The sequence below is a fragment of the Enterococcus sp. MSG3299 genome, assembly GCF_050555765.1.
Taxonomy (GTDB): domain Bacteria; phylum Bacillota; class Bacilli; order Lactobacillales; family Enterococcaceae; genus Enterococcus; species Enterococcus faecalis.
This window is the reverse complement of the sequence record NZ_CP187870.1, coordinates 43,559-60,553: the sequence shown is the minus strand read 5'-3', so window position 1 is coordinate 60,553 and position 16,995 is coordinate 43,559. Positions and strand designations below refer to the sequence as shown.

18 protein-coding genes are annotated in these 16,995 nt (G+C 31.7%); 4 read left to right on the top strand and 14 right to left on the bottom strand.

Going from position 1 to position 16,995, the window contains the following annotated elements; genetic code table 11:
* Positions 1 to 87 precede the first annotated feature (87 nt).
* Both IGL23_RS13930 and IGL23_RS13925 read left to right on the top strand, forming a co-directional pair.
* Positions 88 to 351 (top strand): AbrB/MazE/SpoVT family DNA-binding domain-containing protein, encoded by a 264-nt coding sequence (locus tag IGL23_RS13930; protein ID WP_000245205.1) that lies wholly within the window; start codon positions 88 to 90, stop codon positions 349 to 351.
* Entirely contained in the window at positions 345 to 707 is a 363-nt protein-coding gene (locus tag IGL23_RS13925; RefSeq protein WP_000241511.1) for a type II toxin-antitoxin system PemK/MazF family toxin, read from the top strand. Before IGL23_RS13930 ends, IGL23_RS13925 begins: the two co-directional genes overlap by 7 nt.
* A 64-nt stretch (positions 708 to 771) precedes the next feature.
* Here the strand turns inward: IGL23_RS13925 and IGL23_RS13920 are convergent, their stop codons facing one another.
* Both IGL23_RS13920 and IGL23_RS13915 read right to left on the bottom strand, forming a co-directional pair.
* Positions 772 to 1,734, bottom strand: a complete 963-nt coding sequence (locus tag IGL23_RS13920; RefSeq protein WP_002367770.1) for a LacI family DNA-binding transcriptional regulator — start codon at positions 1,732 to 1,734, stop codon at positions 772 to 774.
* Position 1,735: 1 nt separating this feature from the next.
* On the bottom strand, positions 1,736 to 3,175 hold the full coding sequence (locus tag IGL23_RS13915; protein ID WP_002367771.1) for a sucrose-6-phosphate hydrolase: 1,440 nt from the start codon (positions 3,173 to 3,175) through the stop codon (positions 1,736 to 1,738).
* Between the two features lie 190 nt (positions 3,176 to 3,365).
* Here IGL23_RS13915 and IGL23_RS13910 point away from each other — a divergent pair, with 190 nt between their 5' ends.
* Complete coding sequence (locus IGL23_RS13910; protein ID WP_010816308.1) at positions 3,366 to 5,297, top strand: sucrose-specific PTS transporter subunit IIBC; 1,932 nt, start codon at positions 3,366 to 3,368, stop codon at positions 5,295 to 5,297.
* Positions 5,298 to 5,529: 232 nt separating this feature from the next.
* Here the strand turns inward: IGL23_RS13910 and IGL23_RS13905 are convergent, their stop codons facing one another.
* The 5 genes from IGL23_RS13905 to IGL23_RS13885 all read right to left on the bottom strand — a co-directional run bounded on the left by IGL23_RS13905 (position 5,530) and on the right by IGL23_RS13885 (position 11,861).
* Positions 5,530 to 5,799 (bottom strand): type II toxin-antitoxin system RelE family toxin, encoded by a 270-nt coding sequence (locus tag IGL23_RS13905; protein ID WP_002367773.1) that lies wholly within the window; start codon positions 5,797 to 5,799, stop codon positions 5,530 to 5,532.
* On the bottom strand, positions 5,789 to 6,022 hold the full coding sequence (gene relB, locus IGL23_RS13900) for a type II toxin-antitoxin system RelB family antitoxin (protein ID WP_000083634.1): 234 nt from the start codon (positions 6,020 to 6,022) through the stop codon (positions 5,789 to 5,791). The genes IGL23_RS13905 and relB overlap by 11 nt, the downstream gene beginning before the upstream one ends.
* 144 nt (positions 6,023 to 6,166) lie before the next feature.
* Complete coding sequence (locus tag IGL23_RS13895) at positions 6,167 to 8,668, bottom strand: DEAD/DEAH box helicase (protein ID WP_002367775.1); 2,502 nt, start codon at positions 8,666 to 8,668, stop codon at positions 6,167 to 6,169.
* Positions 8,669 to 9,037: 369 nt separating this feature from the next.
* On the bottom strand, positions 9,038 to 9,451 hold the full coding sequence (locus IGL23_RS13890) for a hypothetical protein (protein ID WP_002367777.1): 414 nt from the start codon (positions 9,449 to 9,451) through the stop codon (positions 9,038 to 9,040).
* A 625-nt stretch (positions 9,452 to 10,076) separates the two neighbouring features.
* Positions 10,077 to 11,861, bottom strand: a complete 1,785-nt coding sequence (locus tag IGL23_RS13885; RefSeq protein WP_430619695.1) for a MucBP domain-containing protein — start codon at positions 11,859 to 11,861, stop codon at positions 10,077 to 10,079.
* A 430-nt stretch (positions 11,862 to 12,291) separates the two neighbouring features.
* Here IGL23_RS13885 and IGL23_RS13880 point away from each other — a divergent pair, with 430 nt between their 5' ends.
* The gene (locus IGL23_RS13880) at positions 12,292 to 12,630 is read left to right on the top strand and encodes a hypothetical protein (RefSeq protein WP_010714259.1); all 339 of its coding nucleotides are present in this window, start codon (positions 12,292 to 12,294) and stop codon (positions 12,628 to 12,630) included.
* A gap of 19 nt (positions 12,631 to 12,649) precedes the next feature.
* Here IGL23_RS13880 and IGL23_RS13875 read toward each other — a convergent pair whose 3' ends face one another.
* The 7 genes from IGL23_RS13875 to IGL23_RS13845 form a co-directional block, all read right to left on the bottom strand.
* Positions 12,650 to 13,024, bottom strand: coding sequence for a DUF805 domain-containing protein (locus IGL23_RS13875; RefSeq protein WP_033591008.1), 375 nt, complete (start codon positions 13,022 to 13,024; stop codon positions 12,650 to 12,652).
* A 379-nt stretch (positions 13,025 to 13,403) separates the two neighbouring features.
* Positions 13,404 to 14,864, bottom strand: a complete 1,461-nt coding sequence (locus IGL23_RS13870; protein WP_002368116.1) for a glucosyltransferase domain-containing protein — start codon at positions 14,862 to 14,864, stop codon at positions 13,404 to 13,406.
* A 103-nt stretch (positions 14,865 to 14,967) separates the two neighbouring features.
* Positions 14,968 to 15,165 carry a hypothetical protein gene (locus tag IGL23_RS13865; RefSeq protein ID WP_002368115.1) on the bottom strand — a complete coding sequence of 66 codons (198 nt, stop codon included), beginning with the start codon at positions 15,163 to 15,165 and terminating at the stop codon, positions 14,968 to 14,970.
* Between the two features lie 89 nt (positions 15,166 to 15,254).
* Positions 15,255 to 15,914 carry a DUF2786 domain-containing protein gene (locus IGL23_RS13860; protein ID WP_002368112.1) on the bottom strand — a complete coding sequence of 220 codons (660 nt, stop codon included), beginning with the start codon at positions 15,912 to 15,914 and terminating at the stop codon, positions 15,255 to 15,257.
* Entirely contained in the window at positions 15,907 to 16,080 is a 174-nt protein-coding gene (locus tag IGL23_RS13855; protein WP_002368111.1) for a hypothetical protein, read from the bottom strand. Before IGL23_RS13855 ends, IGL23_RS13860 begins: the two co-directional genes overlap by 8 nt.
* 48 nt (positions 16,081 to 16,128) lie before the next feature.
* Positions 16,129 to 16,467 (bottom strand): hypothetical protein, encoded by a 339-nt coding sequence (locus IGL23_RS13850; RefSeq protein WP_002369929.1) that lies wholly within the window; start codon positions 16,465 to 16,467, stop codon positions 16,129 to 16,131.
* Positions 16,468 to 16,552: 85 nt separating this feature from the next.
* Positions 16,553 to 16,987, bottom strand: a complete 435-nt coding sequence (locus IGL23_RS13845) for a hypothetical protein (RefSeq protein WP_002379933.1) — start codon at positions 16,985 to 16,987, stop codon at positions 16,553 to 16,555.
* Positions 16,988 to 16,995 lie beyond the last annotated feature (8 nt).

Here is a 16,995-nt window from a genome sequence, read left to right as displayed (position 1 = left end):
TGAAATTGTTCAGTCGAAGGATAATTATGTATATACTTTATTTTTTTAATATGTTATACTATGTATAAACAATGAGAGGTGAATAAAATGGTAATGTTATCAATAAAAAAATGGGGCAATAGTAACGGTCTTAGACTTCCTAAATCTGTGATGGAATATCTCCAAATTCATACAGAAGATAAAGTGAAAATAACACAGGAGGAATCGAATGGTAAAAAACGATTAATTATTGAAGCTGTGGATTCTGATAATGATTTAACAATTGAACAATTGTTTGAAAATTATAAAGAAGAGAAGGTGCATGTAACTATTCAAGATTTAGGAAATGCGGTAGGAAATGAAAAATGGTAAAAGTTCCTCATCAAGGTGATATTTTATTGTTGAATACGGCTCCTAGATCAGGACATGAACAAACAGGTAAGAGACCGTATATTGTTTTAAGTCATGATATTATTGCAGATTACAGCAATGTTGTTATTGTAGCTCCTATATCAAGTACAAAAAGAAACTATCCTTTATATGTTTCTATTAATCCTTCTTACGGAATGAAAACATCAGGTAAAGTATTATTAGATCAATTAACCACCATCGATTATGAGGCTAGACAATGCGTGTTTTTAGAAACAGCACACGAAAAATTAATCGATGAATTATTGCTAAAAGTTAGAACCGTATTTCAAAAAGTAAATAAAACAAATAAATTTTAACTAATAAAAAGGCGAAAAAACGAACAAGTCAAAAGTTTCCGACTTGTTCGTTTTTTTCTATCGATTAAATGCTCCCACCAGAAAGTAATGATACAGGTAAAATATAATCCTTACTTATCTTTTCTCCCTTAATCTTTTTCAACAAAACATCAACAATTAGTTTTGCAAGTTCATCAATAGGTTGTTTAATTGTGGTCAATTGTGAAAAAAATTGTTCAATAAATGATGTTCCATCGTAACCAATAATTTTCACATCTTCTGGAATATTTAAGTTGAGTTTTTTTACAATTTTCATAGTAAGAATAGCAGTTAAATCATCTGAAATAAAAATGCCATCTGGTTTATTAGTTGAAATAATCGATTTAATTTCCATCTCTCGACGAATTGTAGACAAACTATTAGGAACTTTAAAGACTTTTCCTTCTGGAATTTGGAAAGAAAATCCTAAAGCACGTAAACCTGTAGGAGAATCTGTATTATCATTTCCAGTAATCATAATAATATTTTGACAACCATTTTTCCGTAAAACGCTTGCTGCCAATTTACCACCTTCAAAATTATCTGATGCGATGATAGGAACATTTGGTGCTAAATTTCTATCAAAAGCAATAATTGGTGCTTGAACACGCTCATAGTCAGCAATCCCAAGATTATGACTAGAAGAAATAATACCGTCGACTTGATTTGCTTCAAGCATTTCAAGATATTCACGTTCTTTTCCAGGATCATTTTCGCTATTACAAATAATTGTTTTATATCCTTGATTAAATAATTCTATTTCAAGGTATTCAATGAGTTCCGCATAGAATATGTTACTAATATTAGGGAAAATGAGACCTATAAGTTGAGGTGATTTTCCTTGTAAGCCTCGTGCTAAATTATTTGGTTTGTATCCTAAAATTTTCATAGCTTCATGAACGTTTTTTTTAGTTTTTTCTGACAAATAGCCTTTGTTATTAATGACACGAGATACAGTTGTCGGACTAACTCCAGCTAATTCAGCTACATCTGTTAATTTTGCTACCATATTAATATTCCAATTCAAAGTATTTTCCAATAGGTTTCCCTGATTTTATTTGAATCCCATTTTGGTCCTTCTCAGGAAATACACGACTGGTAAATACTTTCTCTCCTTTATTAATAAAAATCTCAATGATTGAATTATCTACAAAAATATTAGCAATTGTTTCTTCAGTATCTATTAAGCATTCACGAGTCATACCAAAATCAATTGCATATTGAATTCCTGCTTTACTCCGATCTAAAATAACTTTTCCTTCTTTAGTATCAACTATTAAGCTGAGTCCATTCCCTTTATCATCAGCAAAAAGAAGTAATTCTGATTTCTGATTAGCCGGAAAAGTCACTTCCAGTTCATAAGTATTACTTGTTTCTATTTTTGACGTAAAATCTTCACAACTAGTTCGCAGTGTTTTAATAGCATCTACAGGGTATTGATAAAGTTTTCCATTATTGATAGAAAGCTCCTTAACAAGACTCATTGCGCCTTGATAATCATACTTATCTGTTGGATATTCAACATCAGGAAGCCCAATCCAACTAACAATTAAAGTACGTCCATCAGGAGAATTAAATCCTTGTGTTGCATAAACATCAAACCCATAATCAAGATTTTTAATTTTAGAAGAACCCACAAGTTTCGCAGTTCTTTCATCAAAACTTTGACAAATTTTATAAGTATTCGGATAAATATTATCATAACTAAGTTCTGATTTATCAAGACCCTGAGGACAATAAATCAGAATTGGTGTATCATTTACAAATAAAAGATTAGGGCACTCTATCATGTATTCTGAACCACTACTACAAAAATCAAGATTTCCTACTTCTGACCACTTTTCAACACTGTTACCTACAGCTTTATAAAGCTTAATAACTCCTCTTTTTTCAAGACTTTGTCCTCCAACAATTGCATAAAATTGACCTTTATAATCAAAAATTTGCGGATCTCTAAAATGATCTGTTACGTCCTCAGGTTTGTTAATAAAGACATCCTCACACTTAGTAATATTGTAACTTCTATCCATCCATGCTCCCAATTGAAATGAATCACGTCTCCAATTTTTATCACGAACATTTCCTGTATATAATAAAAGTAATTTGCCATCTACTTCATATGCTGATCCAGAATATGCTCCATGACTATCGTATTTTGTATCTGGAAGAAGCTCTGTTCCTGTTATATTAAAATGAACTAAATCATCTGACTCAGCATGCACCCATTTTTTTAACCCGTGTGCCGCTCCAAATGGCCAATTTTGGTAAAAAAGAGTGAATTTTCCATTAAAAAAAGAGAACCCATTCGGATCGTTAAGCAACCCTGTTTTAGGTTCAATATGATAGCTAGCATGCCAAGGAGATTGCTTAATATTTTCTTTTATTTTTGTAATCTCATCTTTACTCCATTCAGAATAAGCGCGATATCGTATTTCTCGAGATAATTCCATATTTTACTCCTTCAAAGTATCTTTTTATAACTAATATAGTAAACGTTTTCTCTATAAAAATCAATCATTCTATCTAAAAATAAAAAAAATATGATAAACGTTTGACATGTTCATGAAATATGCTAAAATAAACATAAATTAAAAAAAGCGCTTTCTCAGAAAGAGAAATATGATAAAAGGAGTTGTTCATATGGACTATGCTAAACTAGCTTCCGACATAATTCTAGCAGTTGGAAAAGATAATCTTATCGCTGCTGCACACTGTGCAACACGTCTTCGTCTCGTACTAAAGGATAATACAAAAGTTAATCAAAAAGCTTTGGATGAAAACCCAAATGTAAAAGGTACCTTTAAAATTGATGGTCAGTATCAGGTTATTATTGGTGCTGGTGACGTTAATTTTGTCTATGATGAACTTATAAAAAAAACTGGCCTTTCAGAGCTTTCAACAGACGACTTGAAACAAATAGTTGATAAAAATAAAAAATTCAATCCAATTATGGCATTAATTAAACTACTATCAGAAATTTTCGTACCAATTATTCCTGCACTTGTTGCAGGTGGTTTATTAATGGCTCTACGAAATTTTTTAACTGCCGCGGGTCTTTTTGGACCAAAATCAATCGAAGAAATGTATCCTGCAATTAAAGGAATTTCCTCTATGATTCAGCTTATGTCAGCTGCACCATTTATGTTTTTACCAATTCTAGTTGGTATTTCCGCTGCTAAACGTTTTGGAGCAAACCAATTTCTAGGTGCTGCAATTGGTATGATTATGACAACTCCAGACCTTGGTGGAGCCACTGAATATTGGAATATTTTTGGATACCATGTTGCACAAACAAACTATGCCTACCAAGTAATTCCGGTATTAGCTTCCGTATATCTTTTGTCAATATTGGAAAAATATTTTCATAAAAAACTTCCTTCATCTATTGATTTTACATTCACACCATTATTATCCGTAATAATTACTGGATTCTTAACTTTCACAGTTATTGGTCCCACAATGTTATTACTATCTAATGGAATCACAGATGCTATTGTTTGGTTATATAATGCAACTGGGTTCATAGGAATGGGGATCTTTGGTGGAACATATTCACTCATTGTTATGACTGGTCTTCATCAGTCATTTCCTGCAATCGAAACACAGTTACTTTCAGCATGGACAAATGGTATCGGACATGGGGATTTTATCTTTGTAGTTGCTTCCATGGCAAATGTAGCTCAAGGTGCTGCAACATTTGCTATTTGGTTTTTAACTAAAAATTCTAAAACAAAGAGTCTGGCTTCTTCTGCTGGATTATCAGCACTTCTTGGTATTACTGAACCAGCATTGTTTGGAGTAAACTTAAAATACCGTTTCCCGTTTTTCTGTGCTCTAATTGGTTCAGGTATTGCTGCAGCGATAACAGGTCTACTTAAAGTTGTTGCTGTATCACTCGGTTCAGCTGGATTTCTTGGGTTCCTTTCAATCAACGCAACTTCTATCCCCTTTTACTTGCTATGTGAATTAATAAGTTTTTCAGTTACTTTTGCAATTACTTATTTCTATGGTAGAACAAGATCTTCCGGTATCTTTGCAGCAGAAGCAATTGCTGAACAAACATCAGTTGATACTTCAGAAATAAATACAAATCAAATAGCAAATGCTGATGAACCTACAACAGTAGAAACGATTGTTAGTCCTCTTGCTGGTGAAATAACTACTCTTGGTTCAGTTAATGACCCAGTATTTTCTTCAGAATCTATAGGAAAAGGGATTGCTATTAAACCAAATGGGAACACTATATATTCTCCAGTAGATGGTATTGTCCAAGTCGTATTTGAAACTGGGCACGCTTATGGCCTCAAATCAAATACTGGTGCTGAAATATTAATTCATGTTGGTATTGACACAGTATCATTGAATGGTAAAGGATTCACTAAAAAAGTTGGTGCTAAACAAAAAGTAAAAAAGGGAGAGGTTCTTGGAACATTTGACAGCACAGTAATTACAAATTCAGGACTTGATGATACAACAATGGTTATTGTAACAAACTCTAAAGATTATTCAGAAGTTATTCCTATAACTAAAAATATAGTTACTGAAGGTGCAGCCTTATTGACAATTAAATAGCTTATTAAAAGTTAATAGACTCTCTATACAAAGAGAGTCTATATTTTTATTATAGTTAATTATAACTATTCTAAGCTAATTAATTTGACATAAAACCAAGTAGAAAGATAACATTCTTTATCTAATTCAGTTATATATCACTTTTTTTGCAGGTGCTTCAACAGTTAAGATTTCAATAGAAACTGGACTATTTTCTAATATACCCTCTTCTTTTGCATGTTTCCTACATAAATTATTTTTTGTAGATAGTACTCCTATGTCCTATTGAAAATATTTGTATTATAATTTCTGAATCACAAATATTAGCCAATATTCGATAATTTCCAATTCTGTAACGCCATTCACCACTTCTATTTCCAGTCAAGCCTTTTCCATGTTGACGAGGATCAGTAGTTCCTTCTAAGTTTTTTCTAATCCAAGCTACTATTATTCTTGCCTGATTTCTATCCATTTTTTTTAATTGTTTCTGCGCTTGTGGCATATATACAACTTTATATTTCATTTAGTAAATTCTCCATTTCCTCTTGAGAAATACCAATCTCTTTTTTCTCTTTGGAAATTTCTATTGCGTTCCGTAAGGTTTTTAAATCAATTTCATCTTCAATTTTATCTAATACAGCTTTTCGATAAAGTTCAGTTAATGAAGAATTATGAGCTTTTGCATATTCTAACACAAGTTCTTTCTCATCCTCAGGAATTCTAAATGTAATTGTTGATTGAGACATCTTATTACCTCCATTCGCACTTTGTAATAACATTGTATTAAAAACAAGGGATTTTGTCAATACAATGTTATTATAAATGTGATGATTACTCCAATATATAGAATAAAACATGAACTATATTTCAAATGATACTAAAATTAAGGTTTATGTCATTGTTTCAAATGTATCTAAATACTTTTCGACAAACCTTTCACTGAGTAAATCAAATTGTAAAAGTAACTTTTGGCACTGCACCTCCAGTGCCTTTTCGTCCAAATGATAATCTATTAATTGAGAATATAATTTTTTAGTTTCTTTAATAATAAGCAGTATATTATCAAATGTTAATACCTTTACACCCTCAGCAAAAGAAGCTTTTGTTGCTATTTTATCTTGATGAACACTAACTGGTAACGCTTCGATATCAGGAAACTTAGTTTTAAACCATCTTTCTGCTATAAGAAGTTGCCCATGTTCTTCTTTTCTAAAAGCATTATGTTCTTTTTTTCGACTTTTAGCTTCAATAATGATTCCTTTTTTCTCATTAATCAGCCATAATACATCTGGACCTATTCCATCATCATCAAATCTTTCTGATATAAAGCCTAAATAATCACCTAATTTTTTTAATGCTTCTTCAAATTGATTTGCACTAGAAGTAGAAGTAATTAATGATTCGATTTCATCAATATTACTTAAAATTCCTCGTGGGCTTCTAAATTCTTTATATTTTTTTACTATCATTTTAGATTGATCGGACGGCACTTTTAGTTGAGGATATTCATCATTTGAATTAGTGATTCTAAATAAATTTTTATTATTAAAGTACGCTTGCTTTTGATACTCTTCAAATGTTACTTTATCCTTAAATACATATGCCATTCTTGCACAAAACTGTTGTAACCAACCTTTTTCATATTGATTCATCGATTCATTTTGCTCTAAATAACTATTAATTTTAACAATAGCCTTATCTAGACAGTCCATATCCCACAAATCTACAATTACTCGTTCAATTCTAGCAAATGATGAATCTTTTTTTACAATATGATCTTGATCAATATACTCTACCAACTCTTCAGAATGATAATTTGTCCATCCACTATCTCTATTTAAACTTTGCTTTATAACATCCAATAAATCTGAAACACTTTTAACTTCTTGACTAACTATTTTTCCCATTTCGATTTGAGCTTTGGTGGCACTAGTAAAATAAGAAAAATTATTTTCCATACTAACCCATGTTGTTAAATCTTTTCCTATAAGTACGTCTATACAATAATCAGAAGCTCCTCTAGCTCCCCTTCCTAAGCCTTGCTCAATCCTTTGCGTCATCATTCTTGTAATTGAATCACCACCCATTAAGGCTGCTGCTCGAAAAATCTCATAACTTGAAGTTCCTATTGGCATACCATCCATTATTAAAAGTCGGCAAGCATCACCTGGTAAATCAATTCCATCATATCTATTTGAAAAAACGACCGGGCCAAATTCAATCTTTTTTTGCATTTTATTTACAATATTATTTACTTCTTCAGATCCATGAGGAAAAATAACATCTGATTCCCAACGACTTGATTTTTCATCTGACGGAGCAATTACAACGGCTCCATATTCATTTTCAACAACATAATTAAGTAATTTAAAGGAATCTTTTAAATCATCAAACGGAAAATCCATCAATCCTGGTATTAATATCATTCTTTCACTTATTCCTGCAACAGAACTAGAGGTTAACGGGTTATTTACAGCACTTTCCGAAACATTAAATGTTCTTATAATATCACTGTCATCTGAGATAGTAGCAGACATATAAATTTTACGTTTGGCATTCTTAAATGTAGGGAATATATCCAGTAGTGGTTGAATGAGTGTTATTGTAAATTTACTTTTACTAATAAATGCATGACACATAGATAAACGATCTCTAATTAATGGCCAAGAAAAAACATCTTTTTCTTTTACTTTAGAACTTACATATGTCATAGATTCTATGAATTCCCAATAAGGTACTTCCAAAACCATATCTTCTTTGCCATCAATAACTTCATCAAAAGTTCCTTGTTTTCCAATTTCAATAAAGCTTTTTCTAAAATGAGAACAAAGTTCTAAATACAATTTTTCATCTTCAGCTTTACTTATTTCTAAAGTAAAACTATCCCTAATAACTGGTAATGCTGCATGTGCATCATCAAAAATAATTGTAGAAACATATTGAATTGAAGTTTTCCCTTGAACCCCAAATTTACTTTTACCATTAAATAATGCTGAATAAGTTGCTATCATAATAGCCTTTCCATTGACAAATTCTTGTGATAATGGTTCTCCTTTTTCATATTTTACTACAGACATTCCTAACTCTTTAGCTTTTTCAAAAGTTTGATTTACTAGTTGGGTAGTAGGAGTCAAGTACAACACTGGTTCTTTTAGCTCGTTCATTGTAGATTGAGCAATCAACAAGCCAACCATTGTTTTTCCACCACCCGTATGCAATTTTATAATATTATCTTTTTGATCTTTGTTTTTAAACCAAGCATTTAAAACTTCCGATTGACTGGAATAAAGATCATTTATTCCTTCAGGTTTTGGTATTCTTCTAAAAATTTCAATTGGATCGATAACATCTTGTTTTTTTTCTATTTTTTTAAGTTTACTAAAATCAACCATTTTTAAGCTCCTTTACTGATTTTCTTAGAAATAATTATATTATTTATTTCTAATATTGTCATTTAATATTATGTTTATATGTTTCTATTGATTTTTTTACGGAATGAAAGCATCAAGTAAAGTATTATTGGATTAATTAACTACCATCGATTATACAACTAGACAATGCATGTTTTTAGAAACAGCGCATGAAAAAGGGAAAAACAAATAGTCTCGATTGTCTAATTAGGATACCGTTAAAATTGACACAAAGCATTTACTAGTGAATAGCATAAGCAAACTACTTTCATAAAAACGTACAAAAAAGGCAACAATTTTTGTTGCCTTTTTCTTTATGTCTCCTAATCTAAAATTTTTATATTATACTAGTTACTCTTCTTCATCTGTAAATTTTGCTGGGTAGAATATTTTTTCCCGCTCTTCTTTATTGGATAACTTGTCAATTGGTTCAAAAAAAATATATCCCTTTTTCCAACTAACTTTGTACTTGCTAGGATCTCCTTTTTCTGTATAAATCCCATCAACCAAATCATACTCGCTAATTATTATAGGCTCTTTATGATACTTTTCGGGATATACTCCTTGTTTTCTAATACCTTTCTGAAAAGAATTTACTTCTCCAGACCCATTTGAAACCCATAAATATGCTTCTAGATCTTCTTTGGTTACTACCCCTTCACCAGAAACAGACAATGTTTCAAAATATTTTTTATCCCTTTCTTTTTCTCTTTCTTGTACAGTTTCTATTATGGGATTATTTTCTGATTCATCTACCTTATACACAAAAAATAAAAAAAAGATAATGTAGATATGACCAATACCCCTATCAAATATTTTTTATTTACCATAATTTTAGCCAAATCTTAAATGTTGAAGATTCCAAGCAGACAGCCAAACTGTTGATACTTTCCATTTGCCATCATCACCTTTAAATCTAGTTTCGAATAATCTCCAATAATAACCTTGACTATCCCCAAAAAAAATAAAAAATTAACTATGCTACTGGATATAATATCCAGTAGCATAGTTAATTTTTTATAATGAATGCTTTTTTGTCAATACTTTTTTATATAACACATTTTAATTCACTAAAAATTTTATCGTCTTGAATTGATCATCCTTCTAAACTAAAATTTCAACTCTTTGGATCATGCTTTTACGGACGATTATCCACTCAAACGTTTTATAATCATTCATTCTAGTATATACTGTTTAATATAATCTCATCGCTAATAGAAAAAACAAAAGTTTTTGACTCATCGGTTTAATTTATGATATATAGTTACTTCAGAAGTTTCTATTCCTCACTTAAATTAATCGCATTTCCTAGTTTTTTGAAATTTCATTCATATCAGGATTATCTGGAATATAAAAAAATTTATTATATTAAGTTTTATCTTCAACGTTCTTATCTCTTTTGTTTTCTTCTAATAACAAATACAACAGTAAAACCAATAAGACTAACTACAAGCAAAGCCGCGCCCAATGTATTTAATACTAAATTATTATTAAATCCTGTTCTAGGAAAAGATTTAGCGCTCTTTTTTCCTGTAGAAGCATTATCCATTTTAACTTTATCATTTGACTTGTTTGCTTCTTTAAATTCAGTATTCGATGTTTTGTTAATTTGACCTTTATTCTCTTCTTTTAACACATCAATTTTTTTATATACGTAAACGATCTCTTGTTCATTCTCTGTAAATACGCCAGAAGCATTTCCCGTTATCTTTTCAAATTGATAACCGTCAAATGTTTTTTGCTCAGTAGAATACTCCTTGCCTACAATGTCTGTCTTAGTAATAGGATCAATTAATTGATTTCCCTCTTCATCTATATAACGAACTGTTATCGTTGATTGTTTTACAGGAGGAGTTACAACTTTCTTATATACATAAACGATCTCTTGATCACTCTCTGTAAATACACCAGAAGCATTTCCCGTTAACTTTTCAAATTGATAACCGTCAAATGTTTTTTGCTCAGTAGAATACTCCTTACCTACAATGTCTGTCTTAGTAATAGGATCAATTAATTGATTTCCCTCTTCATCCATATAGCGGACTGTTATTGTTGACTGTTTTGTAGTCGGGTAAGTCACCGTTACCTGTTTATCATCAGTAACTGTTAATAGATGCATGGGTTTTTGTGGAGTGGTTGAAGTTTCTCCTGTTTCGGGGTTTAAGTAAACTTGATCATAGTAATAATTAAGATCACCTTGCACAGTTGTATTTATAGTTCCTTGCTGATTAGGTATTTGTGCCACACTAAAAGTCTTTTCTTCTCCACTTTTCAAATTAAATGCTGGAAAATCGATATCGGATAAAGTTATGTTTTCAAGATCGCTCGTACCGTCATTTTTAACTGTGTAGGTTACAGTAATTTCTTCATTTGGATTACTTATTTTTTGTTCTGTTGTCATATCAAGTTTTATAGAAGCATGAGGAATTAATCCTAGATTTGCTATTGCATAACTGTGAACATACGGATTTTGAGTATCATTACTTTCAGTAAATGTTCCGTCTAAATTGTAGAAACCACTGACTGTTTGGAGAGGAGCTTTATTATCAAAGTAATAGAAACCATCTGCTGAAAATTGTGAACTATTAACAATACTTGCTTTATTGGCTTCAGTAATAGTTAACCATTTTGGTAGTTGACTAGGATTAATGTAAATGTAATTAATGTATGGGCTATCTTCGGGTACATTTTGAGCAATCCAGTTAGCTAAATTTAGGTTCCCGAAACCTGTTCTGTATGGTACTTCGGCATTATCCATAAGCGGATTAGCATCAGAAAATTGCTTTGAAACACTTTCGTACTCCGTCCAATCATCTGTTTCCATAGCTTTATCTTCTATTTCCGACCAATCTTTATTTAAATTCTGCTTTACCCATGCTGACTTAGGCTCAATAACAGCTGTAGCAGAATTAATAGGAGTTGTAGTAGATCCAGCATTCAAATGATTATTTCCTGGATAATCAAATCCTACCGTCAAATCCTTATTTGTAAAGGCTAGTTTATCAAAATGAATAGCAGGTGCTGACGGTTCATTTTGGTCTTGTATTCCATTGCCATTTAAATCAAACCAAATACGTGAACCATAGATAGGCAGAGTATCATCTGCAAATGCAGTGATTGCCATTCCCCCAAACGCAAAAATACATACTACTCCGAAAAGTATTTTTTTTATCATTTCTTCCTCCTTGAAATTATATTTTATTTTTAACCCTAATTACATAGAATATACACAAATTAAGAAATTTTTTCAAATTATAAAAACCACCTTAAAAACAACATAATGTGCAATAGACATAATAACTTTAAGATAGTAGCAATTTATTTGAATATCACTATTATTCCCTAAATTAAAGTATGCTCAACTTGAATGACCTACTACTTACTTAGCAACAATTTGAACATAGAAAAGTATCAACTGGGTATACCCTGTTGGTTCTTTTAAAAATATATTTCATTAGACAACTAACAAAATATATCTACCAGCTTGCCTCACACTCACTAAGTTGTGTCTATTACTTTTCAATCCAAATTCATGTTATCTGTTGACATCGTTTTCATGACATGGTACTTTTTATGTGATATTAAACACAAAAGGAGGAGTTCGTTTGAAAGTTTTAAAAAGAAATGTTTTCAAAGCTATTAGTGCTCTGCTTCTAAGTACAGTTGTTGTATCTGGTGTCAATATCCCTTTTTCTAGTGTTGTAGGAGTAAACTCTACTACTGCATATGCCCAAAGTGACGATGGTTATTGGGACAACTTTGCAAAAAGTAAGGTCCCTAAACATTTATGGAATAAATATCAACAAGCCAAGGCAAAACAAGGTGCTTGTATTATGAAAGGAATTTGGTCTGCAGTAGCATTCCATAAACTTTCATGGTCAGCTGCGATTCAAGCTGCTTACAATGCAAGTTCTTGTCATTCATTTAATAGACAATACTCTTAATAAATAAAACAGATAGCAATCAAGAAACTTGGTTGCTATCTGTTTTATTATCTTTTCCCTTTTTAAATAAACAAATCCCCGTTGTGATAATACCAACTAACGGTAACAGACTTAATAAAGCTACAAATTTCGACCACCCAATATCAACAAACCTTCTTGCTTGGAACAGAAAACCTATAATAATCATTATAAAGAACACGATCCTAAGAAAATTATAAAAATCAAATGGACCATTTATCACGAAATATTTTAAATAATTGTTTTCAATCAGAGACTTTTTGTATACAAACATTGAAAAAGTTTCTATTCCTAATCCAAAAACAAACAGTATACACTGATAATACCAGTATTTTCTTCTTGATAATCCCTTGTTTAAATCAAAAATATTTTCCAAATCTATATCCCCCCAAACCTACTAATGCTACTTTATGTATTTATTTACAATACCATTGTAATTGGCAAATACATAAAATAGCAAATAATATCCTAAAACAGCTATGATTTTTTCCTTACAAAGTATACATTTCTGATTGAATTTATCCTATTTTAGTAAAGTAATTATCTATTAAACAATATATAAGACTGTCTCTTGGGGGGAGACAGTCTCTAAGGTTATAACTTATTTTAGCCTTTCGTTTCTAACAAGTACTCATAGAACTGAACGCTCAATTTATTCAGTCTGTAAGTAAATAGTTAAATCTGAAATAGCTATTTTTATTTTACAGTATCTATCCCGGCCTTTCAATTGCCTTGATATTACTTTTATTTCAGGATTATTTAACATGAACAAATACTTCTGAATCTTTTACATAAATGTCATGGTAATAATTAGATTTCATTAACTCACTTTCTTCTTTATTCAACGCGTTAATATCAAAGATCTCCATGTTCACATTTAAACCAGTGTACGTTCTAAATAAAAACTGATTTGGCCAATAAAGGGCTTCATTTGGTGGAACCAGTTCTTTTAATATAGGATAATTCTTCGAACTATTAGCAAATACTGGCGAATCTTTAAATAAAGACGTACTATGCACGGTCACCGTGTCACGGTTCACTAGGTCTTTTAAATCATCGGCTAATATCATACTTTGTCGTTCAAAAGATTCCTTTTGGTGGCTTAACGCACTAGCATAAACAAATGTAAAAGATAAAAGGTAGACACAGAAAAGACAAACCGCTGTTTTTGACACATATCCTAGCACGTTTTTAGAAGTATTTGACAAAGTAAGCATGATAATTGAAACTACAAAAAAACTAAATCCATAGCCGTATCTAGGCGAAATTAACAAAAGCTTTTCCGGAAAGATTAGAAAGACGCCGTAACTCAAAATAGAGCCTAAAAATAGAAATAATACTGCGTATAAAAAGCTTTTAACAGGCGATACTTTCGCATTAAGAACCGTACTTAAAACAAAGAAAATTACTAGAATAAAAAACAAAAGTATCCATAGCTTTGTACTCTGCTCGGTTATTTTTGACAGATACATTTGACTATTTACCAGGATTGTTTTGGGTATATCCTTAACGCTCGCGATTGTTGTCATACCGCCTCGCGTTGCTATTTCAGGATTAAATTTTGTTTCAATAAGATAAAGAAACATGGCGCTTATATAGCTAATCATAGCTACAATCGCTTTTTTAAGCACAGCAATAAACGATTGATTGTCTAACAGCTGCTTCAGTGATAATGCTAACACCATCACGACGTAGATCCCCGAAGACGCCTGATAAGTATTACACATCAAAAAAATGCTTAAAATAGAAACAACTAAAAATAAGACTTTATTTTTATTCCAAAATAGAAATGGAAGAACTGAAAATAAAAGGCTCAAAGACATGTAAGGACTATCGAACCTGAAACTTAAATTTTGTAAAAACCAAGGATTAAAGCCAACCAACATGGCTGCTGTTAAAGCTAAAAGAGATAGCTTCTTATGAAAAGAGTAAACAATGATAATCCCTGTTACTGATACAATGAATCCAGAAAGAATATGCGTCCACAACCCCATATCCGTAAGGTGTCTACTCCCTTGAACTAACCAAGAACCAATTTCGCTACCCCAGCGAGAATAACTTCTAGCAAAGTCCGTATTGCCATCAATTTGCCTGCCGGTGTCATCAATATAAGGAAAGTTGATTATCCCTATGCTTAAGACTAACACTTGACACATTACTACACTTGTAATTAACAGATTTTTATTGGCCATAAGCCAACTTTGAAACTTATTCATTTTTTCACTCCTCAATTTTTATTAAAATACCCCCCTAAGAAAACGAACACCTTTTATGTTTACATTAAATGGGTCCATATATTAATCTTACAGGGTTTTCAAACTAAAAACCACGTTTTTTTATCGTATAAAATATATAAGTAAAAAAAGCAAATAATTTTTTATCTGCTTTTTTTGTTCTCTTTCTATACACATTTACTGCATAAGTCTTCTTCAATCCAATAACAACCCCCTGGGCATGCATTAAATTGAGTACATCCACAAACTCTGCACCTCCTATCGTCCGGATCAAAAATTTCATTTAATTCTTCTTGTTCCTTCTGATAGTTTTCAAATCTTTCTAAGTAGGAATCCAAATTAGGCATACTCTTTCCTCCATTAATAATTTTATTAGTTGATTAACTCTTTACTCTTAAACTGTAAGCCTTCCTGGTAACCAGAATGAAAAGCATCAAAGTTTTCAACATGGTGTGAGGTGTCTTTTCCTTTAACCAAGCCTAGCTTTGAGACTTCTTCATGGACTGCGACAGGCAACTGCAATGCAAGTTCGTAACCATTCGTAAGTACCTGGGCTTCAAATACTGAACTAAGAGCCGTCAAATACCCTTCGATATAGTCTTGTTTTAATTGCCATTTTCGTTTATATTTTCGCTTGATTTCCGGTTGTTTCATAAACTCTTTTGAGCAAAAGGCAACACTACCTTTTGCATATAAAAATGTAATTTCTGCAATCTCTACATCTGTTGTTAAACCTACGTAGTGTAATTCTATATCTGAAGAACTTTGATAGTAATTCTTCACACGAAAATTCTTTGCAATGATCCCAGCTAGTCTGTAGACCCATTTATGCGGTCTTCCTTTGTAAATCACTTTATCTATAACCTTTTCTTGCCTTTGGTGTTGCTGATAATGAAACACTTCTTCTTCATCAATTCCATAGGCTAGCATCAATTCCTGGGCCTTTGCTAAAGCTGTCATTGATTCTTCATCGTTCGCATCGTTCGCTAGTGCTAACAACCGTTGAATTTTATCTTTCCTTTTTTCATCCATTGGTATTCTCCTGGGTCTTACTATTCTTTAAAATTGGATCATCATCTGTGTTTCTTGGAAACCCACACACAACTCCTTCTAACGCTCGTTCCATTTTTGTTTGTTTTTCGGTTCTTTCCTTTTTACTTTCATGATATAACTTATTCAAATCAATTTTTTCGGCCATGTTTTACATCCTCTCTTTTATTAAATGTTTTTTGTTGCCTTGCTAAACTCAACCTTTTTGAATCTTCTGTATGGATTTTTTATTGTTTTTGATCAATGTATCAATCATGTTTTGCGTGATTGCATCCGGAATATACCCTTGCTTAATAAACAGCAGTTTTTCAAGATTGGCTCTGTACTTGTTGATTAATTTAACGTTATTTTTATCCACTTGATCGCCAGATCCAGAATGATACACTTTTTCTTTCAAGCGACGCTGCTCTTTTCTAAGCACACTAAGAGCAATCGTTAATTCAGACGTATTAAACGATTCAAGTTCTTTTATCGTCGTATATTGATAAAAGCAAGGATCTTCTATTATAATTAATTCCCGTATTTCCATACTCATTTCCCACCTTTCTTATAATTCCTTACGTTAGGCTTCAGCTGGGCCAAAAAGCCCAACTGATACCATAAAATGTATATTTTTTTATCTATGCAGTTCGTAAAAGACTGCCTAGTATTGGATCAAATTGAATCATTCCAAATTCTGAAAATGCAGGGTTCGTCGTATTAACTACATACACATATTGCCTATAAGATTCTAAATCCCTGTGACAGTAAAGCCAATCACTAGTATCGCGTCCAACGTAGAATAATGATAAAAATCTCTGGCCATCCGCTGTTTTATTTTCAGTTACATAGTACACCAGGAAGCCATACTTCTTTTCGACCGTCTTTATGATTGCCTCTATTTCTTCAGTGACTAAAATATTTTCACCTTGAAAATAATTGCTGGTGTAATGGCATTTCCCCGTTTCCATGAACTCATCAATGACAGAACTTGATAGGTCGGTAAGCATCATTCTATACCATGCTTCTTTTTTTAGAGTTTCGTTGGCCATTGTCGTATTACTTAATCTTCTCATTTGTATTC

Excerpts from the sequence above, each read along its gene's own strand:
- IGL23_RS13895 (WP_002367775.1), bottom strand. The coding sequence starts at position 8,668 with ATGGTTGATTTTAGTAAACTTAAAAAAATAGAAAAAAAACAAGATGTT.
- IGL23_RS13920 (WP_002367770.1), bottom strand. The coding sequence starts at position 1,734 with ATGGTAGCAAAATTAACAGATGTAGCTGAATTAGCTGGAGTTAGTCCG.
- IGL23_RS13855 (WP_002368111.1), bottom strand. The coding sequence starts at position 16,080 with ATGGCCGAAAAAATTGATTTGAATAAGTTATATCATGAAAGTAAAAAG.
- IGL23_RS13885 (WP_430619695.1), bottom strand. The coding sequence starts at position 11,861 with ATGATAAAAAAAATACTTTTCGGAGTAGTATGTATTTTTGCGTTTGGG.
- IGL23_RS13860 (WP_002368112.1), bottom strand. The coding sequence starts at position 15,914 with ATGGATGAAAAAAGGAAAGATAAAATTCAACGGTTGTTAGCACTAGCG.
- IGL23_RS13850 (WP_002369929.1), bottom strand. The coding sequence starts at position 16,467 with ATGAGTATGGAAATACGGGAATTAATTATAATAGAAGATCCTTGCTTT.
- IGL23_RS13845 (WP_002379933.1), bottom strand. The coding sequence starts at position 16,987 with ATGAGAAGATTAAGTAATACGACAATGGCCAACGAAACTCTAAAAAAA.
- IGL23_RS13930 (WP_000245205.1), top strand. The coding sequence starts at position 88 with ATGGTAATGTTATCAATAAAAAAATGGGGCAATAGTAACGGTCTTAGA.
- relB (WP_000083634.1), bottom strand. The coding sequence starts at position 6,022 with ATGTCTCAATCAACAATTACATTTAGAATTCCTGAGGATGAGAAAGAA.
- IGL23_RS13865 (WP_002368115.1), bottom strand. The coding sequence starts at position 15,165 with ATGAAATTTTTGATCCGGACGATAGGAGGTGCAGAGTTTGTGGATGTA.
- IGL23_RS13870 (WP_002368116.1), bottom strand. The coding sequence starts at position 14,864 with ATGAATAAGTTTCAAAGTTGGCTTATGGCCAATAAAAATCTGTTAATT.
- IGL23_RS13905 (WP_002367773.1), bottom strand. The coding sequence starts at position 5,799 with ATGAAATATAAAGTTGTATATATGCCACAAGCGCAGAAACAATTAAAA.
- IGL23_RS13925 (WP_000241511.1), top strand. The coding sequence starts at position 345 with ATGGTAAAAGTTCCTCATCAAGGTGATATTTTATTGTTGAATACGGCT.
- IGL23_RS13910 (WP_010816308.1), top strand. The coding sequence starts at position 3,366 with ATGGACTATGCTAAACTAGCTTCCGACATAATTCTAGCAGTTGGAAAA.
- IGL23_RS13915 (WP_002367771.1), bottom strand. The coding sequence starts at position 3,175 with ATGGAATTATCTCGAGAAATACGATATCGCGCTTATTCTGAATGGAGT.